This window comes from Pedobacter sp. AC464 (assembly GCF_979253075.1).
In genome coordinates this window covers 181,162-206,461 of record NZ_CEEDBV010000002.1, presented here as the reverse complement: position 1 = coordinate 206,461, position 25,300 = coordinate 181,162, and the positions used below count along the sequence as shown (strand labels likewise).

General features: G+C 38.4%; 23 protein-coding genes. 21 read left to right on the top strand and 2 right to left on the bottom strand.

Annotation, left to right across the window (positions count from 1 at the left end; all coding sequences use genetic code 11):
* The first annotated feature begins 233 nt into the window (after window positions 1-233).
* From AC0IWT_RS11560 to AC0IWT_RS11500, 13 genes are all read left to right on the top strand, one after another.
* Window positions 234-3,023 (top strand): outer membrane beta-barrel family protein, encoded by a 2,790-nt coding sequence (locus AC0IWT_RS11560; protein ID WP_471797330.1) that lies wholly within the window; start codon window positions 234-236, stop codon window positions 3,021-3,023.
* A gap of 2 nt (window positions 3,024-3,025) precedes the next feature.
* Window positions 3,026-3,808 (top strand): GLPGLI family protein, encoded by a 783-nt coding sequence (locus AC0IWT_RS11555; RefSeq protein WP_471797329.1) that lies wholly within the window; start codon window positions 3,026-3,028, stop codon window positions 3,806-3,808.
* 104 nt (window positions 3,809-3,912) lie between these two features.
* Window positions 3,913-4,146, top strand: coding sequence for a hypothetical protein (locus AC0IWT_RS11550; protein ID WP_471797328.1), 234 nt, complete (start codon window positions 3,913-3,915; stop codon window positions 4,144-4,146).
* A 114-nt stretch (window positions 4,147-4,260) separates the two neighbouring features.
* Window positions 4,261-4,815: a hypothetical protein gene (locus AC0IWT_RS11545; protein WP_471797327.1), complete on the top strand. Its 555-nt coding sequence runs from the start codon at window positions 4,261-4,263 to the stop codon at window positions 4,813-4,815.
* Between the two features lie 70 nt (window positions 4,816-4,885).
* Window positions 4,886-5,383: a cupin domain-containing protein gene (locus tag AC0IWT_RS11540; RefSeq protein WP_471797326.1), complete on the top strand. Its 498-nt coding sequence runs from the start codon at window positions 4,886-4,888 to the stop codon at window positions 5,381-5,383.
* 134 nt (window positions 5,384-5,517) lie between these two features.
* Window positions 5,518-6,246, top strand: a complete 729-nt coding sequence (locus tag AC0IWT_RS11535) for an acyl-CoA desaturase (RefSeq protein WP_056870029.1) — start codon at window positions 5,518-5,520, stop codon at window positions 6,244-6,246.
* Between the two features lie 198 nt (window positions 6,247-6,444).
* The gene (locus tag AC0IWT_RS11530) at window positions 6,445-6,774 is read left to right on the top strand and encodes a DUF1475 family protein (protein ID WP_082491358.1); all 330 of its coding nucleotides are present in this window, start codon (window positions 6,445-6,447) and stop codon (window positions 6,772-6,774) included.
* An 82-nt stretch (window positions 6,775-6,856) separates the two neighbouring features.
* A complete protein-coding gene (locus tag AC0IWT_RS11525) occupies window positions 6,857-7,651 on the top strand; it encodes a DUF1295 domain-containing protein (RefSeq protein ID WP_471797325.1) in 795 nt (264 codons plus the stop codon).
* Between the two features lie 34 nt (window positions 7,652-7,685).
* Window positions 7,686-8,714 carry an SAM-dependent methyltransferase gene (locus tag AC0IWT_RS11520; protein WP_471797324.1) on the top strand — a complete coding sequence of 343 codons (1,029 nt, stop codon included), beginning with the start codon at window positions 7,686-7,688 and terminating at the stop codon, window positions 8,712-8,714.
* Between the two features lie 134 nt (window positions 8,715-8,848).
* Window positions 8,849-10,114 (top strand): NAD(P)/FAD-dependent oxidoreductase, encoded by a 1,266-nt coding sequence (locus AC0IWT_RS11515; RefSeq protein WP_471797323.1) that lies wholly within the window; start codon window positions 8,849-8,851, stop codon window positions 10,112-10,114.
* A gap of 127 nt (window positions 10,115-10,241) precedes the next feature.
* Complete coding sequence (locus AC0IWT_RS11510; protein ID WP_471797322.1) at window positions 10,242-11,066, top strand: DUF1365 domain-containing protein; 825 nt, start codon at window positions 10,242-10,244, stop codon at window positions 11,064-11,066.
* A 12-nt stretch (window positions 11,067-11,078) separates the two neighbouring features.
* Complete coding sequence (locus AC0IWT_RS11505) at window positions 11,079-12,317, top strand: class I SAM-dependent methyltransferase (RefSeq protein ID WP_471797321.1); 1,239 nt, start codon at window positions 11,079-11,081, stop codon at window positions 12,315-12,317.
* 267 nt (window positions 12,318-12,584) lie between these two features.
* Window positions 12,585-15,014, top strand: coding sequence for a TonB-dependent receptor domain-containing protein (locus tag AC0IWT_RS11500; RefSeq protein ID WP_056870034.1), 2,430 nt, complete (start codon window positions 12,585-12,587; stop codon window positions 15,012-15,014).
* 58 nt (window positions 15,015-15,072) lie between these two features.
* Here AC0IWT_RS11500 and AC0IWT_RS11495 read toward each other — a convergent pair whose 3' ends face one another.
* Window positions 15,073-16,707, bottom strand: coding sequence for an ABC transporter substrate-binding protein (locus tag AC0IWT_RS11495; RefSeq protein WP_471797320.1), 1,635 nt, complete (start codon window positions 16,705-16,707; stop codon window positions 15,073-15,075).
* 46 nt (window positions 16,708-16,753) lie between these two features.
* On the opposite strand from AC0IWT_RS11495, the gene AC0IWT_RS11490 reads away from it, so the two are divergent.
* Window positions 16,754-17,206: a substrate-binding domain-containing protein gene (locus AC0IWT_RS11490; protein ID WP_471797319.1), complete on the top strand. Its 453-nt coding sequence runs from the start codon at window positions 16,754-16,756 to the stop codon at window positions 17,204-17,206.
* A gap of 83 nt (window positions 17,207-17,289) precedes the next feature.
* Here AC0IWT_RS11490 and AC0IWT_RS11485 read toward each other — a convergent pair whose 3' ends face one another.
* A complete protein-coding gene (locus tag AC0IWT_RS11485; protein ID WP_471797318.1) occupies window positions 17,290-17,811 on the bottom strand; it encodes an NADPH-dependent FMN reductase in 522 nt (173 codons plus the stop codon).
* Window positions 17,812-17,993: 182 nt separating this feature from the next.
* Here AC0IWT_RS11485 and AC0IWT_RS11480 point away from each other — a divergent pair, with 182 nt between their 5' ends.
* From AC0IWT_RS11480 to AC0IWT_RS11450, 7 genes are all read left to right on the top strand, one after another.
* Window positions 17,994-18,797: a ParA family protein gene (locus AC0IWT_RS11480; RefSeq protein WP_056870038.1), complete on the top strand. Its 804-nt coding sequence runs from the start codon at window positions 17,994-17,996 to the stop codon at window positions 18,795-18,797.
* 7 nt (window positions 18,798-18,804) lie between these two features.
* Window positions 18,805-19,713, top strand: a complete 909-nt coding sequence (locus AC0IWT_RS11475) for a ParB/RepB/Spo0J family partition protein (RefSeq protein WP_056870039.1) — start codon at window positions 18,805-18,807, stop codon at window positions 19,711-19,713.
* Complete coding sequence (locus tag AC0IWT_RS11470; RefSeq protein WP_471797317.1) at window positions 19,713-20,453, top strand: DUF5683 domain-containing protein; 741 nt, start codon at window positions 19,713-19,715, stop codon at window positions 20,451-20,453. Before AC0IWT_RS11475 ends, AC0IWT_RS11470 begins: the two co-directional genes overlap by 1 nt.
* Window positions 20,454-20,476: 23 nt before the next feature.
* On the top strand, window positions 20,477-21,211 hold the full coding sequence (gene dapB, locus AC0IWT_RS11465; RefSeq protein WP_056870041.1) for a 4-hydroxy-tetrahydrodipicolinate reductase: 735 nt from the start codon (window positions 20,477-20,479) through the stop codon (window positions 21,209-21,211).
* A gap of 138 nt (window positions 21,212-21,349) precedes the next feature.
* A complete protein-coding gene (gene lepB / locus AC0IWT_RS11460) occupies window positions 21,350-22,546 on the top strand; it encodes a signal peptidase I (protein WP_471797316.1) in 1,197 nt (398 codons plus the stop codon).
* 152 nt (window positions 22,547-22,698) lie between these two features.
* Entirely contained in the window at window positions 22,699-23,889 is a 1,191-nt protein-coding gene (gene lepB, locus AC0IWT_RS11455; RefSeq protein WP_471797315.1) for a signal peptidase I, read from the top strand.
* 134 nt (window positions 23,890-24,023) lie between these two features.
* The gene (locus AC0IWT_RS11450) at window positions 24,024-25,208 is read left to right on the top strand and encodes an ROK family protein (protein WP_471797314.1); all 1,185 of its coding nucleotides are present in this window, start codon (window positions 24,024-24,026) and stop codon (window positions 25,206-25,208) included.
* The last annotated feature ends 92 nt before the right edge of the window (window positions 25,209-25,300 follow it).

Sequence of the window (25,300 nt, the reverse complement as noted above, 5' to 3'; positions counted from 1 at the left end):
TAGTATTTCTTGCATCATTATTTCAAACGATGCCGGCCGTATTTTTTGGATTTTCCAGCTGATAAATGAACTTGCTTCAGCAGATTTTAGCTTAAAGTACACCATGTTTCGGCGATAAATTTCGCCGTTTTTTCAAACTGTTAAATTATTTAACGTTCACGTAAAAAAAGTGTTATGAGGTGCTTTTAACTAGAATATTAGTTACATTAGACGGTGAAAAACCAAACTACTTAATGATAACACGACTGCTCTCCCTATGCCTTTTAATGCTGATTTCCTCATACCTTAAAGCGCAAACTCCACACACCATTAAAGGCAAAACTATTGATACCGCATCAACAACGCTACTTTACAAAAGCTCCATTTCAGTTTTAAATGCAAAAGATTCTACTTTGGTAAAATTTACGCGTTCGGCAGAGAATGGAACATTTACCATTGGCGGCTTAAAAAACGGAAAGTTTATATTATTAGTTACCTATCCGAAATATGCTGATTTTGTTGAGGCCTTTACATTGGATTCGACCAGTGAGGTTAAAGATTTTAAGAATATCAACTTAACTGGGATGGCAAAAATTTTGGCCGATGTAATTATTAAAGGCAATAGAAATGCGATTAAGATTAAGGGCGACACAACCGAATTCGACCCTAAAGCCTATAACATTGAAGCTAATGCGAAAGTAGAAGATTTAATTAAGCAATTTCCTGGATTTCAGGTTGATAAAGATGGTAAAATTACTGCGCAAGGCAAAAGTGTACCAAAGGTTTTGGTAGATGGCGAAGAATTTTTTGGTGATGACCCAACCTTGGTTACCGAGAACCTTCGTGCTGATATGGTAGAATCCGTTCAGCTTTATGATAAAGCGAGCGACCAGGCAAGCTTTACAGGTGTTGATGACGGTGAGAAAACCAAAACCCTAAACATAAAATTAAAAGAAGACAAAAAGAACGGATACTTCGGAAAGCTACAGGGTGGTATCGCCACAGATAAATTTTACACTGGTCAGGGTATGTTCAATAAATTTTGGGGCAAGAAGAAGTTCTCTGCCTACGGAATTTTCGGTAATACCGGAACAGTTGGTTTAGGTTGGGACGATCGCGATAAATATGGTGGCACAAATATGCAGGATAGTGATCAAGGTTACACGTTCTCGAGTGTCGGTAACGATGATTTTGATAATTATGATGGCCAGTACAATGGTGAGGGCATCCCTGTTGCACGCACTGGCGGCATACATTTCGATAGTAAATGGAATAAAGACAAGGAATCTTTAAACACGAATTATAAAATCGGTTCGATAAGAGTTACGGGAGAGAAGAATACAATTAATCAGAATAACTTATCGAATGGTGTAATTAATACCATTGCCAACCAGTACAACAGTAATGATATGTTTCGCCAGAAACTGGATTTCACCTACGAAGTTAAACTGGACACCACTTTAACCCTGAAGGTAAGTGTTGATGGAACGCTTAAAGAAAGTAATACTGACAATAAGTTTAACACGGTTACCCGCGATGGCAATAATGATTTGCTAAACTCTACAGACAGAACGCTACAAAATAATGTTGATGAGCAAGTGTTTAACATGAGCGCCTTGTTATCTAAACGGTTTAAGAAAAAAGGCCGAACATTATCCTTAAGTCTCATCGAATCCCTCAACAAAACCAATAGCGATGGATTTTTAAATTCTGACAATAAATTTTACAGTGCCGCGGGTACCCGCGATAGTCTGATAAACCAGAACAAAGTAAATAACATCACCAATAGCGCATTCAGATCCAATCTGGTGTATACAGAACCCCTGTCTAAAGCGCTGACCCTGGTTGTTAACTACGGTTTAAATGTAATGAATGGCAAATCGGACCGTAAATCTTTCAACCAATCGGCCAGTGGTAATTATGATATTTTAGATCCGCAGTTCAGCAACGATTACGAACTTGATCAACTTATCAATCAGGGTGGGGCGATATTTAATTATAAGAAGGGAAAATCCGTAATCAACTTTGGTTCGAAATTAAGCGGCGTAAATTTTAAGCAGGCAGACCTTTATAACAACGTTACTTACAACAGGAACTTTATCAATTACATGCCGCAGGCATCTTTTCAATATCGTTTCTCTCAACAAAAATCGTTTAGACTAAGTTATAATGGCAATACCAATCAGCCAACGCTCGAGCAGATTCAGCCTATTCGCGTAAACACAGATCCATTAAATATTGTGCTTGGAAACCCGGATTTGAAACCATCTTTTAGAAGTAATTTTTCCGCAAGTTACAATTCTTACAAAATAATCAGCGACCAATCTATTTGGCTAAACGGCTCTTACGGGTTTGTTAACAATCCAATCGTAAGTGATGTGATTACGGATGCATCAACTGGTAAAAGCACTATCCGTTCGGTTAACATCGCTGATAAAACGCCGACTAATTTTTACTTGTATGCCGACATGAGCAAGAAATTAAAACTTGCGGCCTTAAATATTGGCTTATCTGTAGGTGCAAACGGCAGCTCATCTTATAATTATATAAACAATGAGTTAAATAATACCAAAAACTATAGCTACCAGACTAGTGTAAGTTTGTCGAAATATGAAGATAAAAAATATAACTTTTATCTTCGTTTCGGTCCGACTTATTATATATCTCGAGCCAGTGTGGGGAATTTCGGTATCAGCGATGGTTGGGGAACAAATGGGTACTTTTATGGAAATGTGAAATTGCCTGCCAAGCTGGAAATTGGCACCGATGTTCGATATGAATTTAGAGGTAAAACGCAAAGGTTTAACGAAACTTTTGAGCGGGTACTCTGGAATGCATCAATAATAAAGAAATTTTTCAAAGCAGAAAATCTAAAATTGTTGCTAAGCGTCAACGATATTTTAAATCAGAATGTTGGCTTCGACAGATCGGCTTCCAATAGCAACATTTCGCAAACCAGTTACACAACTATTAAAAGGTATTTTATGTTCTCAGTAATCTGGGATTTTACAAAAATGGGTGGTACTGCTAAAACACAAAAATAATTATGAGAAACTTATATAAAAATATACTGCTGTTTGCCGCTGTTTTATTTAGCGGAAATGCTTTGGCTCAAAATGCACACTTTGTAGAGCACGGTACGATAGAGTTCGAAAAACGATCGAATATGTATGCCATCATAAAAAAGAAGATTAATAAGGATAATGAAACTTATTATCTACCCGCTTTTGACCAATACAAAAAAACAAATCCGCAGTTCAAAGTGTCTAAAAGTACACTGAGCTTTAACAGAAACAAAAGTATTTACAAATGGCAGCCGACCGATGAAGCTGCAGGCAATACCTGGCTCTCAAGAGACGCATTTGCTGATTTACGAAACACGATTTTGACAGACTTCGATAGCAATACCAGTTTAAGTCAGAAAAATGTTTACGAAGAACTCTACCTGGTAAAAGATAGTTTGCGAAAAATAAACTGGAAAATTACGGATGAAACAAGAGAAATTGCAGGTTACGATTGCCGCAGGGCGAATGCATTAATAATGGATTCTATCTACGTTGTTGCTTATTTTACCAATCAGATTGAGGTTTCGGGCGGCCCGGAATCTTTTACAGGGCTGCCCGGAATGATTTTAGGCTTAGCCTTGCCGCATGAAAATATGACTTGGTTTGCTACAAAAGTTACTGAAACAACCGTTCCTGAAAAAGATTTTTTACCGCCAACAAAAGGAAAACCGACAACCAATAAAGGTTTAAGTGCTATCATTACAGCAGCTTTGAAAGACTGGGGTCCCGAAGGCCTGTCAGAAGTTAAAGTCTATATGTTTTAAAGAACGGGAGGAAAATCATAAAATGTTGATCTATATCAACACAAATAATTTCAAAAAGCAAGTTTGAATGTATGATTACTTAGGGCAAACTTTAAATTTGCGGCATGGAAAATCCACAACAAAAATCCGAGTTATGTACTTTTTTGCAAAAAGTAAAGCAATTAAGGGGTTTCGGCGATATGAACTCATATAGCCTGGTTACTGAATTTAAAGGCCTGGGAAATATTCCCGAATATAAAATCAGAACAATTATTGAAGATTTGTCTTCGCCAAAAACCTGGAATAACGGCAAATTGATATTTATAGAAACTGTTTTAGAAAACATCTTAGAAAACTAATTCCTGTTAAAGGCAAAAAATAATAAAACCTCCAAATAAAAACGTGGAGGTTTTTTTTGTGCGTTATTTTTAATTTCCTGAAAAACAGCTATCTTCAAAAAAAACTTCCTTATTATGAAAAAGATTTTCGCTGTTTGTTTCTGCCTCGCCATTTTTGTGGGGGCGAAAGCGCAAAAAAGTATTCCCGAAATTAAAGCTGGTACCGTAATGTCTGCCAGTGCTTTTGTTCAGGGGCAAGAGTTTCCTTTGGTATTAACGGTTAAGAGCATTACTGCGCCGGTAAGCATTGGTTGGGCTGTTGATGGTTATGGCGATGGCGCTTTCGAAATGAGCGAAAAAGCGGTAGAAAGCGGAACTCAGCTTGCAGCAGTTACGCAGCCCGCTTTAGGTGTTACCAAGTTAGGAGATACAGAAACATTTGGGATTATCTCTAAAGCCGCTTTTAAAATGCTGAGTGAAACCAAGGCATTTACTTATGGTGGCCAAAAATTTAAAGTTAAGTCGCCGGATACCGGAGTTGTTAAAATAAGTGGAAAAGAGATTGATGTTTTTCACGTGGTTAGTGAAGATGGGAAACAGGAATTGTGGATTATGAATAGTGCTGCTTTTCCGTTCATTGTTCAATCTGTAGGCCAGGCAACAGATATTACCATAACTGAAATTAAGTAGCTTTGATTGTGAAAAAATAAAAAGCCCGAAAGGGCTTTTTTAATTTCAAAGCATTATTTTTACACCAATTATGGAAAACGACAAAAAAGAAATATTCGATAACGTAGCACAACGTTTAAAAATTGAAGGTTTTAATGTAGTAAACCGCGACGAAACCCGCCCTTGGGGTGGTTTCTTTGTAATTGATGAAGCTCAGGCCCAACAATTCGCCGATACTTATTTTGACGGATTAGATGTAGAAGGTTTGAAAATAGGCGGTAAATTGAGTCCGAAAATTTTAATTGTTGCACCAAATACACGCCTTTCGTGGCAATACCATCACCGCAGAGCCGAAATTTGGCAAGTAGTAACCGGAACAGTTGGCATTAAAACCAGCGAAACGGATGAAGAAGGAGACGTAAAAAAATATGCTCCGAAAGAGCAAATAAAATTGCAGCAAGGTGAACGCCACCGTTTAATTGGTTTAGATGACTGGGGCGTTGTAGCAGAAATCTGGCAACATACTGATGCCTCAAACCCTTCAGATGAAAGCGACATTGTTAGAGTTCAGGACGATTTCGGCAGGTAAAAAATATTTTCAAATCCTGTTCCAGCTCTTGGAGCAGGATTATTTGCATTTTAACATTAGCTCAATATAATGGTTTCCAGGCCATCAAAAACTAAACGTAGCTTTTTTACGTTTATTAAGTATACACACAATACATGATCATTTTCATTTTTTTTCTTTGCCATTGGTTCTTATCCCTTTTTAGTCAAACCTTTTTTCTTCACCGCTATTCATCGCATAAAATGTTTAAGATGGAGCCTTTCTGGGAGAAATTCTTTTACCTGGTTTTACTTATTTCCCAAGGTTCTTCTTTTCTAAATCCAAGGGCTTACGCAATTCTGCACCGTATGCACCATGCATACAGCGATACCGAAAAAGATCCGCATTCACCTCATTTCTTTAAAGATGTTTTCGGGATGATGATTGCAACCAAAAACATGTACATGAACTATTTGCAGTTTAAAATTCAGCCTGAGCCTGCTTTTCAGGGCAATTATCCGGAATGGCCAATTGTAGATAAAATTGGAAATTCCTGGTTATGGAGAATTGGCTGCGGCTTATTTTATATCGGTTTCTACCTTATTTTTGCCAACCATTGGTGGTTATTTATTTTGTTGCCGGTTCACTTTTTAATGGGACCATTACATGGTGCCATTGTAAACTGGTGCGGACACAAATATGGTTACGCTAACCATGATAACGAAGACCATAGTAAAAATTCTTTACCCTGGGATTTCCTTTTGATGGGCGAGTTGTTTCAGAATAATCACCATAAAAAGCCAAACAGTCCGAACTTTGCAACCAAATGGTGGGAATTTGACCCTACGTACCCGGTGATGAAGGTATTGCACTGGATGAAGATTATTAAGATTAGAAAAGTTTAGTTTATTAAGCTGGATAAATCTTGGCGATGTTTGAATGATGGGCACGGATACTTTTCGTTTTGGCCTGCACTGGCTCCTGTTATTTAAACCCGACAAAAGCGGGCACGAAGCGTAGCGAAGTAAAGCGGATGGCGGGGCTTTCGGAGCCGATTTGAAATATACCTTGCTTTTCGAAAAAAGAACATTAAATCTCATCCTATGATAAATTTTCTCAAGATTATTTTCTCTGCACTATTGATTTTCATGTGCTACAAAGTCATTTCAACTTCCCTTGAAAGTAATCTGTTTGAGCAATGGGATTTTCTCGGCGGTATTCCCTGGATGAGGGCAACGCTTTGGGATTTTTATGCCAACATCTTCATTATTACCCTTTGGATGTTTTATAAAGAAAAAAGCATTATTCTTAAAATCTCTATCACAATTTTGTTCGTATGTTTAGGAAGTATTGCCACTCTTGCCTATGTTTTAGTTCATTTATTTAAGCTAAAAGAGGGCGAGGGAATAAAAGAATTGCTCGTAAAAAGGTAGCAGGTATAAGGTTGAAGGTGGCGGGTAAAACCTCGGCGGCAATCCGTTACCTCAAATCTTGAGCATAAACCTAAACCTTACAATGGATTACCAACATTTACTGTTAATTGCCCTCATATCTTTAATCGCTTGTTGCACCATTATGGCTTTGGTTTGGCTTTGGGCCAAACGAATTAAAAATGCAGGCGTTGTTGATGTTTTCTGGGCGCTGAATTTCCCGGTAATAGCACTGATAACTTTCTTCCTATCCGAAGGTTTTGAAGCCCGGAGAATTTTAATCTGCTCTGTATTTATTATCGCTGAACTGAGATTGGGTATCCATTTGTGGCAGCGGGTAATTGGTCATTTACATGAAGAGGAGGGTCGATATCAGCAACTTCGCAGTGAGTGGGGCGAAAAAGCCGACAGGAATTTTTTCATTTTCTTCCAGTTTCAGGCCATCTCTAACGTGTTGCTCGCTATACCTTTTTTTATTATTACAGCAAATACGGCAACCGGGATTTCGGCTTTAGAGTACCTCGGATTAGCGGTTTGGATAATTGCTTTTGTTGGCGAAATGGTAGCCGACAGACAACTTGCGGCATTTAAAAAAGACCCGAAAAATAAAGGCAAGGTTTGCAGCACCGGTTTGTGGTACTTCAGCCGCCATCCAAACTACTTTTTCGAATGGTTAAGCTGGATGGCATACTTCATATTTGCCCTGGCGTCGCCGTGGGGAATTTTAGCGGTGATCAGTCCGGCGATAATTTTATATTTATTAACCAAAGTAACCGGCGTTCCGAATAACGAGGAGCAAAATTTAAGAAGCAAACCCCAGGCTTACAAAGAATACCAGAAAACTACCAGTGCCTTTTTTCCATGGTTCAAGAAACCTTAAACCCTTCACCTTACAACCCTTTTTACCTTAATATATGTGGTACGATAAACTTTTAGAAAACGACAAATTGCCCGATACTGCCTTACGTTTGGGAATTAGGAAACTTTGCAAACAGCGCCTGGATGACGAAACGCTGGGCGACGAAGAGTTGCAACAGGAAAAATTTATGGATTTGGTTGATGAATTAAAGCAGTCGCCAATTGCCGTGAATACCGCTGAAGCAAACGAGCAACACTATGAATTACCTACCGAGTTTTTTCAGTATTGCCTTGGCAAAAACCTAAAATACAGTAGTGGTTACTGGAAACCCGGCGTAAAAGATATAGATACTTCGGAAGATGATATGTTAGCCTTAACCTGCAAGCGAGCCGATTTGCAAAGCGGACAAAATGTGCTGGAACTTGGCTGCGGCTGGGGATCTTTGTCGCTTTATATGTCGGCAAAATTCCCGAAAAGCACTTTTACGGTTGTTTCAAATTCAGCGACACAGAAAGTTTTTATCGATGAAACTGCGAGGCAACGAGGCATTCAAAACTTAACGGTTTTAACCGCGGATATGAATACCTTTAACATTGCAGACAGTTTCGACAGAATTGTTTCGGTTGAGATGTTTGAGCACATGCGCAACTATAAATTTTTGCTTAATAAAGTAGCAGGTTTCTTAAAGGCTGATGGTAAACTCTTCGTTCATATTTTCACCCATAAAACATTAGCCTACAAATTTGAGGTAATTGACGAAACCGATTGGATGAGTAAATATTTCTTTACTGGTGGAATTATGCCCTCAAATCATTTGTTTTTTTACTTTAATGATGATTTAAAAATCGACAAACACTGGGTTGTAAATGGAAGTAATTACGGCAAAACAGCTGAAGCCTGGCTTAGCAATATGGACAAGCATAAGAAGGAAATTATGCCGCTGCTGGAAGATACGTATGGTAAAGACCAGGCCGTAAAATGGTGGGTTTACTGGCGCTTATTTTACATGAGTTGTGCAGAATTGTTTAATTATAATAAAGGCAATGAATGGATGGTTTGCCATTACTTATTCGAAAAAAAATAACTAATAGTTAAGGTTGGTTGCCGGAAACTGAAGGAACCACTTTAAGAGCCTGGCTTAATTATCAGCATTCAATTTCTGAGGCTACTTACTAAAAAATCATTCATCTATTTTAAACCCTCAATACAGTTTACATTATGCAAAAACTCGCCATTATTGGCTCCGGAATAGCAGGCATGGGATGCGCCCACAAGCTTCAAAACAAGTACGATATTACCGTTTTTGAGCAGGCAGATTATATTGGCGGTCATACCAATACAATTACACTCCAGGAAGCGGATGAAGCGGGGACGGGAGCAGAAAAAAACATCTACCTTGATAGTGGTTTCATGGTTTTTAACTATCAAACGTATCCTAATTTAACTGAAATGTTCGCCGAAATTGGTGCGCCTGTTATTAAAACAGATATGTCTTTCAGTGTTCAGTTTTTGCCTAAAAAACTGGAATATAGCGGCTCGGGATTGAACCATTTATTTGCCCAACGCAAAAATTTATTTAATTTGTCTTACCTAAAAATGTTGATGCAGATTAACCGTTTCAACAAGCAAAGCGTAGAAATTTTAGACAAGCCTGAATATCAAAATTACTCCATCGGCAGGTTTTTTAAAGAATTTGGCTATAGCGACGATATGCTTTGGCAATATTTAATTCCGATGAGCGCCGCGGTTTGGAGTGCACCTATGGAACAAATTTTAGATTTCCCTGCTGTTACACTAATCAGGTTTTTCAAAAACCATGGTTTTTTAGGTCTCGACACTCAGCACCAATGGTACACGTTGGAAAATGGCAGCCAATCTTACCGCGAAAAATTAATTGCACCTTTCAGAGATAGAATTAAAATTAATAACAAAATTGTTTCTGTAAAAAGATTGCAACATGGAAAAGTTGAAGTGGAGAATGCCAGTGGCGAAAAGTTTGAATTTGATAAGGTTATTATGGCTAGTCATGCCGACGAGACATTCCAAATTGTAAAGGATAAAACGGCTTTAGAAACTGAATTGCTTTCTAAATTTAAATACCAGCTTAACAAAGCAGTTGTGCATACCGATGAAAAGCAAATGCCAAAGGCGAAATTAGCATGGAGCAGTTGGAACTATAGGGTAGAAAAACAAGGTGAAAAATTGTTGCCGAGTACCATTTATTGGATGAATAACTTACAAGGCGTTTCGAAGAAAAACAACTACTTTGTTTCAATAAATCCATCAGCAACGTTAGATCCTGGTAAGGTGATTAAAGAAATCGATTATCATCACCCATTGTTTGATGTTCCGGCAATGCAGGCACAAGAAAGGTTGCACGAGCTAAATCAAAACGGACCTGTGTATTATTGCGGTAGTTATTTTAAATATGGTTTCCACGAAGATGCGTACAAGAGTGCAGTGGATTTGTGCAAAGGCCTCTAGTTTGATTTTGCTGCCGTTCTGAGCGTAGGAAGGTAATTTTTTGCTCCAAATTACGCACTATGCTACATCCGGGGCCGTGGTACTTAAGCCGACGGATAATAAGAAAATATTGTAGATTAAGAATTAAATGTCTGTAACTCCAAACTTCACATCAAGCATTTATACTGCGAAAGTCATGCACCATCGCCTTGCGCCAAAGAAGCATTCTTTTTGGTACAATGTATATATGTTTTACATCGATTTGGATGAGCTAGACTTAATTTCAGAAAAACTTCGATGGTTCAGCCGGAATAGATTTAATCTTTTCTCTTTCAAAGATGCCGAACATTTGCAGTTACCAGCAGAAAACCCCGATAAGACCAAGAATACCCGCCAACATATGGAAGATTACCTTAAGCAAAACGGTGTTGAGGGAAAGGGCTTGAAGATAAAATTGCTGACCAATCTGAATGTTTTGGGATATAATTTTAATCCTGTTTCTTTCTATTTCTGCTTCGATGAAACCGAGAAACCAGTTTGCTGCGTTGCAGAAATTAGCAATACTTACCGCGAGATGAAACTTTTCTTTTTCGGACAGGAAGAATTAAGGGGAGATGTGTTTAAAAAGATTACGACAAAATATTTTTATGTATCGCCGTTTATAGACCACGATGATTCCTTCGATTTTAGTTTAAAAGTACCTGGTGACAAACTCGAAATAAAAATCGATGACCTTGATAAAAACGGTAACAAGTTTTTTATCAGTACTTTGTTTGGGAAGCGCCAGCCACTAACTAATGGTGCGTTAATAAAGTATTTCTGTTCAATTCCTTTCATCCCCTTGCAAATAATGGGTATGATTCACTGGCAGGCTTTGCGTTTATGGCTAAAAAAACTATCTTTTCATCCGAAGGCAAAAAACCCTGAACTGCAACGCAACGTATATAAACCTTACAAACCACAAACAAAATAGATTTAGAAGATTATGAATACGCTTGCTGCTACTAAAACATCAACAGGTTTTTTCGAAAAAGTGGTGCTGAACGCACTTTCAAAAATGACGCTGGGAAAACTGGAACTTACTTTAACAAGTGGGGAGGTATTGATCTTCGGCGATGGTGAAGACAAGATTTCTGCCAATATCCAGGTTAACCACCCCGATTTTTTTAAATCTATAGCGCTTTATGGCGATATCGGTTTTGGCGAGGGCTACACCTCCGGACTCTGGGATACCACCAACATAACAAATGTGGTGAAATGGGTGCTGTTAAACATCGAAAACGCACCTTCGGTTACCGGTAGCAAAGTAAAATCTATGGCGCTTAACGTTTTTAAAGTTCTAAACAAACTTACGCATGTACGCCGGGCGAACACGCTTGCAGGCGCTCAAAAAAATATTTCGGAGCATTACGATTTAAACAACGATTTCTTCTCAACCTTTTTAGATAAAACGATGACCTATTCCAGCGGTTATTTTTTGGATGAGAGTGTTGGCTTAGAAGAATCACAATATGCCAAATACGATAGATTGGCAAAGCAGTTAAAAATTAAACCTACTGATCATGTACTTGAGATTGGTAGTGGGTGGGGTGGAAATGCGATTTTTCTGGCAAAAAATTACGGCTGCCAGGTAACTTCTGTAACCATATCAAAAGAGCAGCAAAAACTGGCCATTGAGCGTGTTAGAGAAGCAGACTTGGAAGATAAAGTGTCTATAATTCTTCAGGATTACCGCAACATAGAAGGTACTTTCGATAAAATCGTTTCTATCGAAATGCTTGAGGCCGTTGGCCACCAGTATTTAGAAACGTATTTTGAAAAGTGCCAGTCCCTCTTAAAACAAGATGGTATTTTTGCTCTGCAGGTAATTACTTCGCCAGATAGCAGATACGATAAGTTAAGAAATGGAGTAGATTGGATTCAAAAGCATATTTTCCCCGGCTCGCTTTTACCATCGGTTGCTGCGATAAACAAAGCGGTTAACAACACCGGTGATTTAACGCTGGTTGATTTAAAGGATATGGGTTTAGATTACGCTAAAACACTTCACCTTTGGTACATAGAATTTAATAAACACCTCGATAAAGTAAAGGCTTTGGGTTTTGATGATAATTTTATCCGTAAATGGAATTACTACCTGAACTATTGCGAAGCAGCTTTCGCCATGCGAAATATTAACGTAATGCAACTCGTTTACACCAGGCCAAACAATACTTCGAGGTAATAAAAAAATAATTTTGCGGTACAATTACGTTGCTTTCGCATAAAACAACTTAATGGATGAGGAGCAAATGGCTCTTCGTCCATTTTTTTTCCATTATCCTTTCTGCTCATTGAGCTTTTCGCTTAACAGTCTGATATTTCCGATCATATTTACCGATAAAAGTCGCACCTTTGCCGACCAAATAACCTGCTTTGCGTAAAAACTATTTTGTTGACATGTAACAAATTGCAATTTGCGCAGACTAATTACAAAATACTATTTATTAACATGAAAAGAATTCTACTACTAACCTTCATCCTGGGAATATTTTTTAATGCTCAAGCTCAATTTGGAATGGGAGGTGCTCAAAAAGCGACTGTTTCAGGTCGTGTTTCGATTACAATTTTAGATTCTGCCAACAAAAAACCAATAGATTATGCAACCATTTCTTTACTAAAAGTTAAGGATAATAAATCTGTTAATGGTGGCGTAACGGATGATAAAGGAAAATTGGTGCTTCAAAACGTTGCTCCTGATGCCTATAAACTAGTGATTGGCTTTATGGGCTATCGCACGAAATCAATTTTGGTAACAACAACTCCGGCCAAGCCAGATGTTAACCTTGGTAACGTTTTAATTTCATCAACAGAAAATAACCTGGCCGATGTGCAGGTTACCGGAACCAAGGCAATTATCGAAAATAAAATTGATAGAATGGTTTATAACGCTGAGGCAGATGGAACAAATGCAGGTGGTGATGCTACCGATGTAATGCGTAAGGTGCCAATGCTATCTGTTGATCCAACAGGTAATATCCAGCTTCGTGGCGGGGCTGTGCGTGTTTTAATAAACGGTAAGCCTTCTGGTACAATGGCTAGTAGTGTTGCTGATGCATTAAAAATGATACCTGCTGAGCAGATTAAAACCGTTGAAGTAATAACAAGCCCGTCTGCAAAATACGATGCAGAAGGTTCTGGCGGTATTATCAACATCATTACCAAAAAATCAAATGCGCAAGGAGTAAGTGGTTCGGTAAACGCAGCAGCTGGTACACGCCAAAACAATGGTTCTTTTAACTTAACTGCTAAAACCGGGCGCTTAAGTGTTAACACGAGTATCGGTACAAATCTGGCTTATGCACAGAGATCTCAAACAGAATTTATCACTAATACAACTTATTTAAACGGAACAACCAATAATATTTCTCAAAGTGGGTTTTCGAAATGGAGCCGCAATGGTTATAATGGAAGTTTCGGCCTTGATTACGATTTTAACGCTTACAACAACATTAGTACAACCGTAAAACTGAATAGCTTTTCCAACGGCGGTCCGAGCGAAACCAACTACCTTATAAATAATTTGGCGGCTTCCAATATTGGTGATATGGATATGACGTTCAGAAATTTAGACTGGAACGTGGATTATAGAAAAACCAGCAAAAAAGAAGGAGAAGAATTTTCTGTTTCCGCACAATTATCTACAGGCCGCACGCCAACGAGCTTTAGTAACTTGCTTACCTCGGCAGTTTATCCAACGGGTTTACTTACGATAAGCAATAATACAGGTAAAAATAATGAGTATACTTTTCAAACAGATTATACCTATCCGTTTAATAAAAAGACAACTCTAGAAGTTGGTGCAAAAGCAATTTTGCGTGATATTCAAAGCCAGTTCGACAATAGCGCCCAAGATTTTGAGTACAACCAAAACGTTGGTGCCGCTTACGGTGTAATTAGTTTCGATTTAACTAAGAAACTAAAGTTTAAAGGGGGTGTAAGGGCTGAATATACCCGAATTGACTTTAACACGCAAACAAGTGGAATTCAAAAAAATGATTATCTGAACTTGTTTCCAAGTGCGATAATTTCTCAAAATTTAAAAGGTGGCGGTACAATTAAACTTAGCTATAACCGCCGCGTACAAAGGCCCTCGCAATCTTATTTAAACCCTTTCCGTAATGAGAGCGACCAGTTTAACATTATGCAGGGTAACCCACAATTAAGCCCTGAGTTAAGTGATAATTTAGAGTTGGGATACAATACTTTTATTAAAGGGTCGATAATTAATGCATCGATTTTCTACCGCCGCACAAGTGATGTTATCGAAAATTCGATTTCGCCGATAACTGAAAATGGCGTAAATAAAACGCTTACATCATATATAAACGTTGGTACAGCACCAGTCTATGGTTTCAACGTTTTCGCATCTTACAATCCTAAACCAAAATGGACTTTGATGACTAACTTTTCCGGAAATACCTACTCGGTAGTGAATAACACAACCAATGTAAATACCGGTACGTTTTTCAATTTTAACTGGTTTGTGCGTTCGGCTTATGGTTTCGGTAAAGGTTTTAACTTCGAGTTATTTAATGTAATCACGTCTAAAAGACGTACATATCAAGGTGTTACCGACCCTTTCTATATTTACGGTGCATCCCTCAAAAAAGAAATATTTAAGAAAAAAGGAAGTATTGGTTTAGGAACCCTGAATCCGTTTACCCGCGATTTGCATATCAAAACAATCAATAATGCGGTAAACCAAACAGGCACAATTTACCAAAGCCAGAATATTTATTACCCGCTGCGTAACTACACGCTAAACTTTAGTTATACTTTTGGTAAGCTTAAATTTACGGAGAAAAAGAAAATTAAAAACGACGATATTAAGCAAGACCAGCAGCAACAAGGTGGCGGAATGGGTGGCGTACAACAATAAGTTTAAAAACCCAATCGAATATAAATTAAGAACTCCCGGTTTTAACCGGGAGTTTTTTTTATTTCTTTTTTACTCTTTTCAAAATCATTAAACTCAGCGGATTCATCGGATAACCGCTAATGTTATTTTGCAGCATAACTACCGATTGATCATAAAATACAGGAACTACAGGCGAATAATCCATCACCATTTGGTCCATCTGGCGATACAACTTAAAACGCTTTTCGTTATCAGGCTCGTAATAACTTTCTTCAAATAGTCTGTCGAAAGCTTTATTATAAAAGGCGGTATAGTTTGGTCCGTATGGAACCTTATTTTTTGAATAAAACATTGAAAGGTAATTTTCTCCGTCGGCATAATCCGCAATCCAGCTTCCACGGAAGAAGTTTACATTATTTTTCGACATCAAATCCCTTAAGCTTGCACTTGGACTCACATCAATCTTAGTTTTGATGCCTATTGCACTTAACTCGCCCTGGATAAATTCAATTAAATCTTTGTAGGTTGTGGTGGTGTTCAAAGTGATTTCAGGTAAGCCTTTGCCTTCCGGAAAACCAGCTTCGGTAAGCAGCTTTGCGGCAAGTTTAGGATTGTAATGATAGCCATGTACCGCGGCGCTATCAAAACCTGGCATCCCTTTGGGAATAAAACCAGACGTTGCCGCAATGCCAATGCCGTTTCTAAGGTACTTAATCAGCTTATCTCTATCAATTGAATAATTTATTGCCTGCCTGACTTTTTTAAACCTCAGTGGCGAATTTTTAACGATATCTAATGTGGAATCTACCAGAATGCCAACGTACTCGGTGCAAAGATACGGGCCTTTTCTCAGCGTAAACTTGCCTTTATATTTTGAAGTCATTTTTCCACTTTTCGTTAAAATATCATCCCGATAACTTCCATCAACACTATAGTAAAAGTCCAGATCTTTTTTCAGAAAACTCATAAATCCACTTTGCTTATCCGTTATAAATGAAGCTTTTAGTGCGTCAATATAAGGCATTTGTTGGCCATTGGAATCTTTTTCCCAGTAGTGCTCGTTCTTTAAAAGCACTAAAATTTCGCCTTCCTTCCAGTATTTAAACTTAAAAGGGCCGGTTCCAACGGGGTGGCTTCGAAAATCTTTTCCATAATGCTCAACAACTTCTTTTGGCACAACAGAGCAGTACTGAGAGGTAAGCAAACTCATAAAAGGTGGGAAAGGGCGAACGAGTTTAATCTGGAAAGTAGAATCATTTAAGGCGATAAAATTTCGCTCATCTTTTACTTTGTCGCTAAAAATCCACCCGCCAGACGAGGCAATTTTTGGGTCTATCAAACGATAGAAACTGTAGGCAAAATCGCTGGCTACAACTTTTCTTCCTTTGCCGTTTTTAAAAATTGGGTCGTCGTGGAAGTATACATCATTTCGAAGGTTAAAGGTATAAGTTAAGGCATCTTTTGAAATTTGCCAGCTTTTAGCAATTGCGGGCACGGTTTGCAGGTTAGCATCTATCTGTACTAAGCCATTAAAAACCTGGTTCGTCATCCAGATGGCATTTTGATTGCGTGCAAACGCGGGATCTAAAGAAGTTAGCCCCTGATCCAAATTAATATTGAAAATCTTTTTGTTTTTATTGTCTGCCGGTTCTTTGCATGAAATGAAAATAATGCTGTAAAAAATCCAAAATATATATTTAAATGAGCCTCGCATGCGGTAAGGAATGTTATTTTTGCACAAATTAATAAATTTAATGGAGATGTCTTTTTTAAACGATTTATTTATTGGCCTCGACGGCACCAAGCAGGAAGATTTACAGGAACGTTTAGACATTGTTGAGCATAAAATTAAGTTTATGGATAAAATGCCTGTTGCCTTGCTCGATGTGAATAATAACCCAGGTTATATTTTATCGGAAGAAATTACGCTCGCCGGTGGGCTGTTGGAAGCTGACGTTTTTAATGCTGCTTTCGTAATTTATTACCAGCCTGGAAAGACCTTGACAGATTTAATGCGTGAAATTCCCGCCAGTTTAAATGCCGATTGGCAGGCGGTAAAGAACAATAGGATAATTTTATTAAACGATGATGTAAATCGTGGTCGTTCTGCAGAAAACGCAGTTTCTTTAATCGAAGATATAGCAGAAATGATTCATCCGGGCTCGTTCATTTTCGGCCACGAGGGCGATAAATGGATTAGATTCGGCGCTTAGCCACTAAAAATAAGGTTGATTCTATTCGGTTTGGTGCCGCTCACTTAGCGAAATCATTAAGTTAAATTTGGCCAAAGCCTGAATTAGAATTGAATAAACTTGTCAATCTGTTCATTTATAAACTTAAGGGTATCCTCTTTAATTAAGTTTCCTTCAGCATCTAACTCGGTTTTAATGTTTGGAATGTGTATGCGCAGGGGTAAAACATTTAAATGTACATAATGGCAAACACCCGTAAAATGGTCAACGCCTCTAATGTTTCCGTATTTTCCTGATGATATGCCAACCAGAGCAGCTTTTTTGTCGTAAAAGCTATCCGGGAATGTCGAAGCATCAATCAAAACCTTTAAAACACCAGGATAACTGCCATTATACTCCGGCATCACAAATAAAAATTTGTTTGTATCGTTTATCAAATCCTGAATTTTCTGAAAAGCCGGCGAACGTTTGCCATACATATCTGTATTTAACACATCAGGTGGTAAATGTTCCAGACTTAATAAGTTAGCGTCTAAGCCCTTGATTTTAAGTTGCTGCCGGTAATACTTGGCAACTTTTAACGTATTGCTATTCGGTCTGTTCGTGGCAGCTATAATGGTAATCATGGATAAATTGTTAATAAGATGTTTAAAACGCAGATGCCCTAATTGCTAAAATTGCCATATAGTTTGTATCTTAGCTGATTGAGAAAAAGGGCGTAGACAACGCAAAAATAGAACTTTTTGTCGATTAATAAGCATGTGTTATTTTCCAATAAATAAGCGTTAAGTAAATTTCTGATACATAGATGAGCAAAATTATTGCATTAGCAAATCAAAAAGGTGGTGTTGGTAAAACAACCTCGTCAATAAACCTCGCTGCCAGTCTGGCTGTGCTAGAATACAAAACTCTATTAGTAGATGCTGACCCCCAGGCCAATTCGACCTCAGGTATTGGTTTCGATCCAAGAAATATTAAAGACAGTATTTACGAATGTATCATCAATGATATTGACCCGCTACAGGCAATTCAGAAAACTGATACCCCCAATTTGGATTTATTGCCGGCTCATATAGACCTTGTTGGCGCCGAAATTGAGATGATTAACCTAAATAACCGCGAATACAAGATGAAAGCGGTGTTGGAAAAAATCAAAGATCAATATGATTTTATCATTATAGATTGTTCTCCATCGCTGGGTTTAATTACAATTAATGCACTTACAGCAGCAGACTCTGTTATCATTCCGGTTCAGTGCGAATATTTCGCTCTCGAAGGTTTGGGAAAACTGTTAAATACAATTAAAATTGTTCAAAACCGTTTAAATCCTGAGTTGGAAATTGAAGGTATTTTGCTAACGATGTATGACGTGCGTTTGCGTTTATCAAACCAGGTTGTAGAAGAGGTAAGAACTCATTTCCATGAATTGGTTTTCGATACAATTATTCAGCGCAACACCCGTTTAAGTGAAGCACCGAGTTACGGCGTTTCGGTAATTATGCACGATGCTAATTGCAAGGGCGCAATTAATTACCTAAATCTTGCACGTGAAATCGTTAAGAAAAACGGCTTGCTAAAGGAGGAAGAAAACATTGATACAGCAACTTTATAAATTATAGATGACATCTTTTCAGCGAAAAACAGGTTTAGGAAGAGGGTTAAGTGCGCTTTTAGATGACAGCGAATCTGCTCATCCGCCCAAACAGCAGGTAAATGCCGTTAGCGAAACTGAACAGATTGGTAACATTAGCCATGTAAGTTTAACTGAAGTTGAAACCAACCCATACCAGCCTCGAACCGAGTTTGACCAGGTTGCATTAAACGAACTTGCCGATTCAATTAAAATTCAGGGTTTAATACAGCCAATTACAGTTAGAAAAATTGGTGCCAATAAATATCAGCTGATTTCTGGTGAACGAAGGTTCAGAGCATCGAAACTTGCCGGCTTAACGCAGGTTCCTGCATACATTCGTAGTGCTAACGACCAGCAGATGTTGGAAATGGCATTAATCGAAAACATTCAGAGAGAGAACCTGAATGCGATTGAAGTTGCTTTGAGTTTTCAGCGCATGATTGACGAAGTGGGCCTAAAGCAAGAGCAGTTAGGCGAACGCGTTGGCAAAAACCGGACAACCGTTACAAACTATCTACGATTACTGAAACTTCCGCCGGCCATTCAGGCCTCCATACGCGACCAAAGAATTTCTATGGGCCACGCAAGGGCTTTAATTAGTGTTGATGGCGTTGACAAACAATTGTTTATTCACCAGGAAATTTTAGACAAAGGTTTATCTGTTCGGAAAGTAGAAGAACTGGTTCGAAACCTGCAGCATGCCCCGCTTAAAATAGAAGATAAGCCAAAAGCAAAAAGTGCTTCTTTCCAGTATCAGAAACTTCAGGATGATTTAGCTTCAAAATTTGCTACCCGCGTAAAACTAAAGGTAAGTCAGAATGGCAAAGGCGCAATAGAAATTCCTTTTGTTAGTGATGATGACCTCAACAGAATCTTAGAATTATTAGATTGGTAATGCTAAAAGCTAAGCGGTTAATATTTCTTTCAATACCAGCACTTTTGTTTGTAAATCTGGCTTCTGCCCAGGTTAGGGATACTGTTTTAAAGCCATTAGATACAACGCGGGCAGTTATTCAAAGGCCGGTAAGGATTGATTCATCTTCCAAAAAACAAGATACGGCAAAAGTTAAATACATTAATCCGGGTAAAATTGCCGGACGGAAAGCTATTTTTAAATCGCTGATTATTCCCGGTTGGGGGCAACTGTATAACAACCAGTTATTAAACGACAAGCTAAATGCCCGGGGCGAAAAGACGGGTCATTTCTGGCAGAAAACGTATACCTTAAGTAAAGTTGGTATCATTTATGGTGGATTTACGCTTCTCACGCTTTCCTACGTCGACAACAGAAGCAATTATAAAATATTTCTGGAAGAAGCGCAGGTTAGGGCATTTAACAAACTAACAACCGATCCCACCAAAAAGCAACCTGTTAATCCCGATTTGGTGCGTTATGGTGATGCAAATGTTACTGACGCTCAGGCCATTTATAAAAGAAATACCCAAATCATTATCTTTTCGTACTTCGCAGTTTATGCAGTGCAGGTTATAGACGCTTATGTTGCAGCAAGGTTAAATTTCTTTAATATTGATGATTCAGTTGCGATAAAAATTACACCATCCTTAATGACTAACCCAAATTCGATGTATGGTTTTAACACTATGCCGGCTTTGAAAGTCTCTTTAAGGTTTTAACTTGATAAATAAATAATCATCTAATGAAAATTGCGCTTTTAGGATATGGCAAGATGGGGCAGATTATAGAGAAATTTGCTCTAGAACGTGGCCACGAAATCGTTTTAAAAATTTCAATTGATAACCAGGAAGATCTAACCCGTCAGAATTTAAAGGCTGCAGACGTAGCTATCGATTTTAGTACACCAGATTCTGTTTTGAACAACATTTATACCTGTTTTGATGCAAATGTGCCCGTGGTAGTGGGTACAACAGGTTGGTATGGTAAATTGCAGGAAGTAAAAAACGAATGCAATACATCTAACAATACATTGCTTTATGGTTCAAACTTTAGCATTGGGGTTAATTTATTTTTTAAATTGAATCAAACTCTGGCCAAACTCATGAATAATTACCCTGCTTATGAGGTTCAGGTCGAAGAAATTCACCATACGCAGAAATTAGATTCGCCAAGCGGAACCGCAATTACAATTGCAGAAGGCATTGTGGATAATCTGGACAGAAAATCTGAATGGTTAAATGAGGTTGTAGGCACAAACGTAGAGGTTTTTCCAACGAACGAACAACTTCTTATCGAATCGCATAGAATTGAAAATATCCCCGGCACCCATACGGTAATTTACAGTAGCGAAGTTGATGAAATTGAAATTAAACACACCGCACACAGCAGAGCAGGCTTTGCTTTAGGAGCCGTTGTAGCGGCAGAATGGCTCGAAAATAAAAAAGGATTTTTTAGTATTACTGATATCTTTGAATAACGCTGAAAGCGAGAACGCAAAGCGCAAAAAAAAATCAAATTGGTACAGATACATATTTGTTGTAACCATACCGAATAAAAAAACAGATAACAGGTAACCGTTTAAGCAATTAATCAGTTAACCAACTAAACATAAAATATGAATTATAAATTCTGGCAGAAGAAAACGGATGCCAATAAGAAGAAGAAAACCAAAACCCGCGAATGGGTTGATGCAATTGTTTTTGCGGTAGTAGCGGCAACAATTATCAGGGTGTTTTTTATTGAGGCTTACACCATTCCATCTGGATCTATGGAACGTTCGTTGCTCATCGGCGACTTCCTGTTTGTGAGCAAAGTGAATTACGGCGCCCGTATTCCGATGACGCCTGTTGCATTTCCTTTCGCCCACCACACCATGCCGCTTACTACTTCTACAAAAGCCTATTGGGACGGCGTACAATGGAAATACCATCGTTTGCCCGGTTTATCTGACGTGAAAAGAAATGACGTGGTGGTATTTAACTTCCCCGAAGGTGATACTGTAGCAGTTGAAGATCAGGTTTCAAATTACTATGATTTGAAACGGCAGTTTGGCCGCGAAGCTGTAAATAGCCGGTTTACAATTATTAGTCGCCCGGTTGATAAACGTGAAAATTTTATTAAAAGGTGCATTGGGATTTCCGGCGATGTTATCAGCATGAAAAACGGTGTTGCAAATGTTAATGGCAAAGATGAGCCCCTAAAAAGCACCGGCATGATGCCTTACCGCCTCATTTTTAAAACGATGGATTTTAACTACTCAGCCCTTGATGAGTTTAAATTAGACCTTGGAAATAATCCTGCGGTAGCTCCGAATACCTATGTGGTAAATATTTCTCCTGAAATGGCAGATGAGTTGAGGGCCTTGGATTTTGTAAAAAGTGTAAATATGGATGCCGCGACCAGTGCGGAGATTGAAGCCGGTGGTGTTTTTCCGCATGATCCGAAGCGGGTTTGGAACCGTGATAACTTTGGCCCCATTAAAATTCCTGCTAAAGGCTGGACGGTTAAAATTGACAGCAATACTATGCCATTATATTACCGGGCCATAAGAACCTATGAAGGCAATAAAGTAGAGCAAAAAGGGAATGATTGGTATATAAATGATAAAATCGCGACTTCCTACACTTTTAAAATGAACTATTTCTGGATGATGGGCGATAATCGCCACAATTCTGCAGATTCTCGGTATTGGGGTTTTGTGCCAGAAGATCACATTGTGGGTAAAGCATTGTTTATCTGGATGAGTTGGGATAGCGAAGCATCATTTCTGCATAAAATACGCTGGAGCAGATTGCTTAGAGGTATTCATTAACAATACAAACGATACTTGAAAGCGGAGGACATAAAGTCACCCGCTTTTTTTGTGCTTAATTTTAATGATACAAGGCGTTGTAACAAAGGCTTAATTCGGGTATCTAAGATTTGTGTTGTTTATATGCACCAAAAAGAACTAAACTAATCTTTATGAAATGGAAATTTTGGCAAAAAGAAACAGATGGCAATAAAAAGAAGAAAACCAAAACGCGTGAGTGGGTTGATGCCATTGTTTTTGCAGTTGTAGCTGCAACCATAATCCGCGTTTTTTTTATTGAGGCTTATACCATTCCCTCCGGTTCAATGGAGCGGTCTTTGTTAATCGGCGATTTTCTGTTTGTAAGCAAAGTAAACTACGGCGCAAGGATTCCGATGACACCCGTAGCTTTTCCCTTTGCACACCACACCATGCCAATAACCGGAACCAAAGCCTACTGGGATGGTGTTCAGTGGCAATATCGCCGTTTGCCTGGATTATCAGAAATTAAAAGAAATGATATTGTGGTTTTCAATTTGCCGGTTGGCGATACCGTGGCACTTGAAAATCAGGAAACCAGCTATTACACGCTGCTACGCCAATCAGATTGGAAAGCGGTTAATAGCCAATACACAATTACCAGCCGCCCTGTTGATAAAAGGGAAAATATAATAAAAAGATGCATCGGCATTTCCGGCGACGTAGTTAGTATGAAAAATGGTGTTGTTAGCATTAACGGCAAACAGGAACTGTTGAAGAACACCGGGCAAATGCCTTATAAGATAGAAACGAAAACTACTGACATAAACTTTGAGGTATTTAAGGATCTCGGCTTCAGAATTGGTGAGATGCAACAGGTTAATGCAAATACATATGTTGCAAATGGAACTGAAGAAATGGCTCAGAAGTTAAGAAAGCTGGACTTTATAAAATCGGCTGAGCTTTTTGTAAAACCTCCGTCTGTAAACGATGGCGACCTTTTCCCATTGGATACAAACCGGAAATGGAATGTGGATAACTTCGGTCCGGTTAAAATTCCGGCCAAGGGTTGGACAGTTAAAATTGATAGCAACACGATGCCATTGTATTATCGGGCAATAAGAACTTACGAAGGAAACAAGGTTGAGCAAAGAAATAATGTTTGGTACATTAATGATAAGGTGGCAACCAGCTACACTTTTAAAATGAATTACTACTGGATGATGGGCGATAACCGACATAACTCCATTGATTCCCGATACTGGGGCTTTCTGCCGGAAGATCACGTTGTTGGTAAGGCGCTGTTTATTTGGATGAGCTGGGATAGTACGGCTTCTTTATTAAAAAAAATAAGATGGGGTAGGTTGCTTCGCGGAATCCACTAGCATTTACACAAAATTAAAAAAGGGCTTAAGTAAAATAAAGCCTTTTTTATTTGGGTAAAAAACTTTAAAAAAAAATTATTAAGTTTACACTTCTTTTCTAAAAAATTATTAAGTTTGTTTACAAATCCAAATAGATGTCTGTAATAACTGAGAAAAACCAGCGGTTAAGGGCCAATATTATTAAGCATCTATACTATAAAAAAGTATTATCGTTAACTGCTTTGAGTAAGCTTACTCAAAAAAGCGTGCCTCTGGTTACGTCCTCTGTTAACAGTTTAATTGCAGAAGGTTTTATCCTGGAACAGGGTTTAGCGCCTTCAACCGGCGGCAGGCGGGCATCAACATTCCTATTAAACCCATCCCACAACAAATATCTCGTTGCCGTAGCTATGGATCAGCTCATTACCCGGCTAATCATTTATGATTTGTCTGGCAAGGCGATATTACCAGTACAACACCTTGAATTTAACGTTGAGAAGGATGACCTTGACGGTTTAATAAAGTTTATTGAAAACAGTATAAATGCTTCCAAAATAGACCGTAAATATTTACTCGGGATTGGTATTGGGATGCCCGGATTTGTGAATGTAGAAACCGGGGCAAATAATTCTTACCTGAAAACTAAAGATGGAAGCACCTTACAAAGCTACTTGAAGAACGCGTTGAAGCTTCCGGTTTTTATAGATAATGATTCAAGCTTAATTGCCCTTGCAGAACTAAATTTTGGCGAGGCAGTTGGGCGTAAACATGTTATGGTTGTAAACATTGGCTGGGGTACAGGTTTGGGAATGATAATTAACGGGCAGCTTTACAGAGGTAGCAGTGGTTACGCCGGTGAGTTTAGCCATATACCACTCTCAGATAGCGACAATCTTTGCTCTTGCGGCAAGAGGGGCTGTTTAGAAGTTGACACTTCTTTACTTGTTATGGCTGATAATGCAGAAAAGGCTTTATTGAATGGCGCAGAATCGAGTATGCAAGAACTGTTTAAAGATAAAAGCAAACATAACGGAGACCATTTTTTAGCTGCAGTAAATGCCCAGGACCCGTTAGCAATATCTATTTTATCGAAAGCTGCCTTTAAAATTGGCAAAGGCTTATCAACTTTAATTCATATTCTTAACCCGGAATGTATTGTTCTTAGCGGCAGAGGCGCGAAAGCAGGAAAAATGTTAATTCCCTCAATTCAACAAGCGATAAACGAATTCTGTATTCCGCGAATTGCAGAACAAACAACCATTAAAATCTCGAACTTATCTGATGAAGCAGAATTACTTGCTGCAGCCAGCTTAATCGTAGAAAATAGTTTATTCAAATAAATTCAAAACCTATACCTTATGGATTAAAAGAAAGGAACAACAACCCGACTCCCTTAAATTAAACAAATAAATATTCAAACTAAAAAACTAAT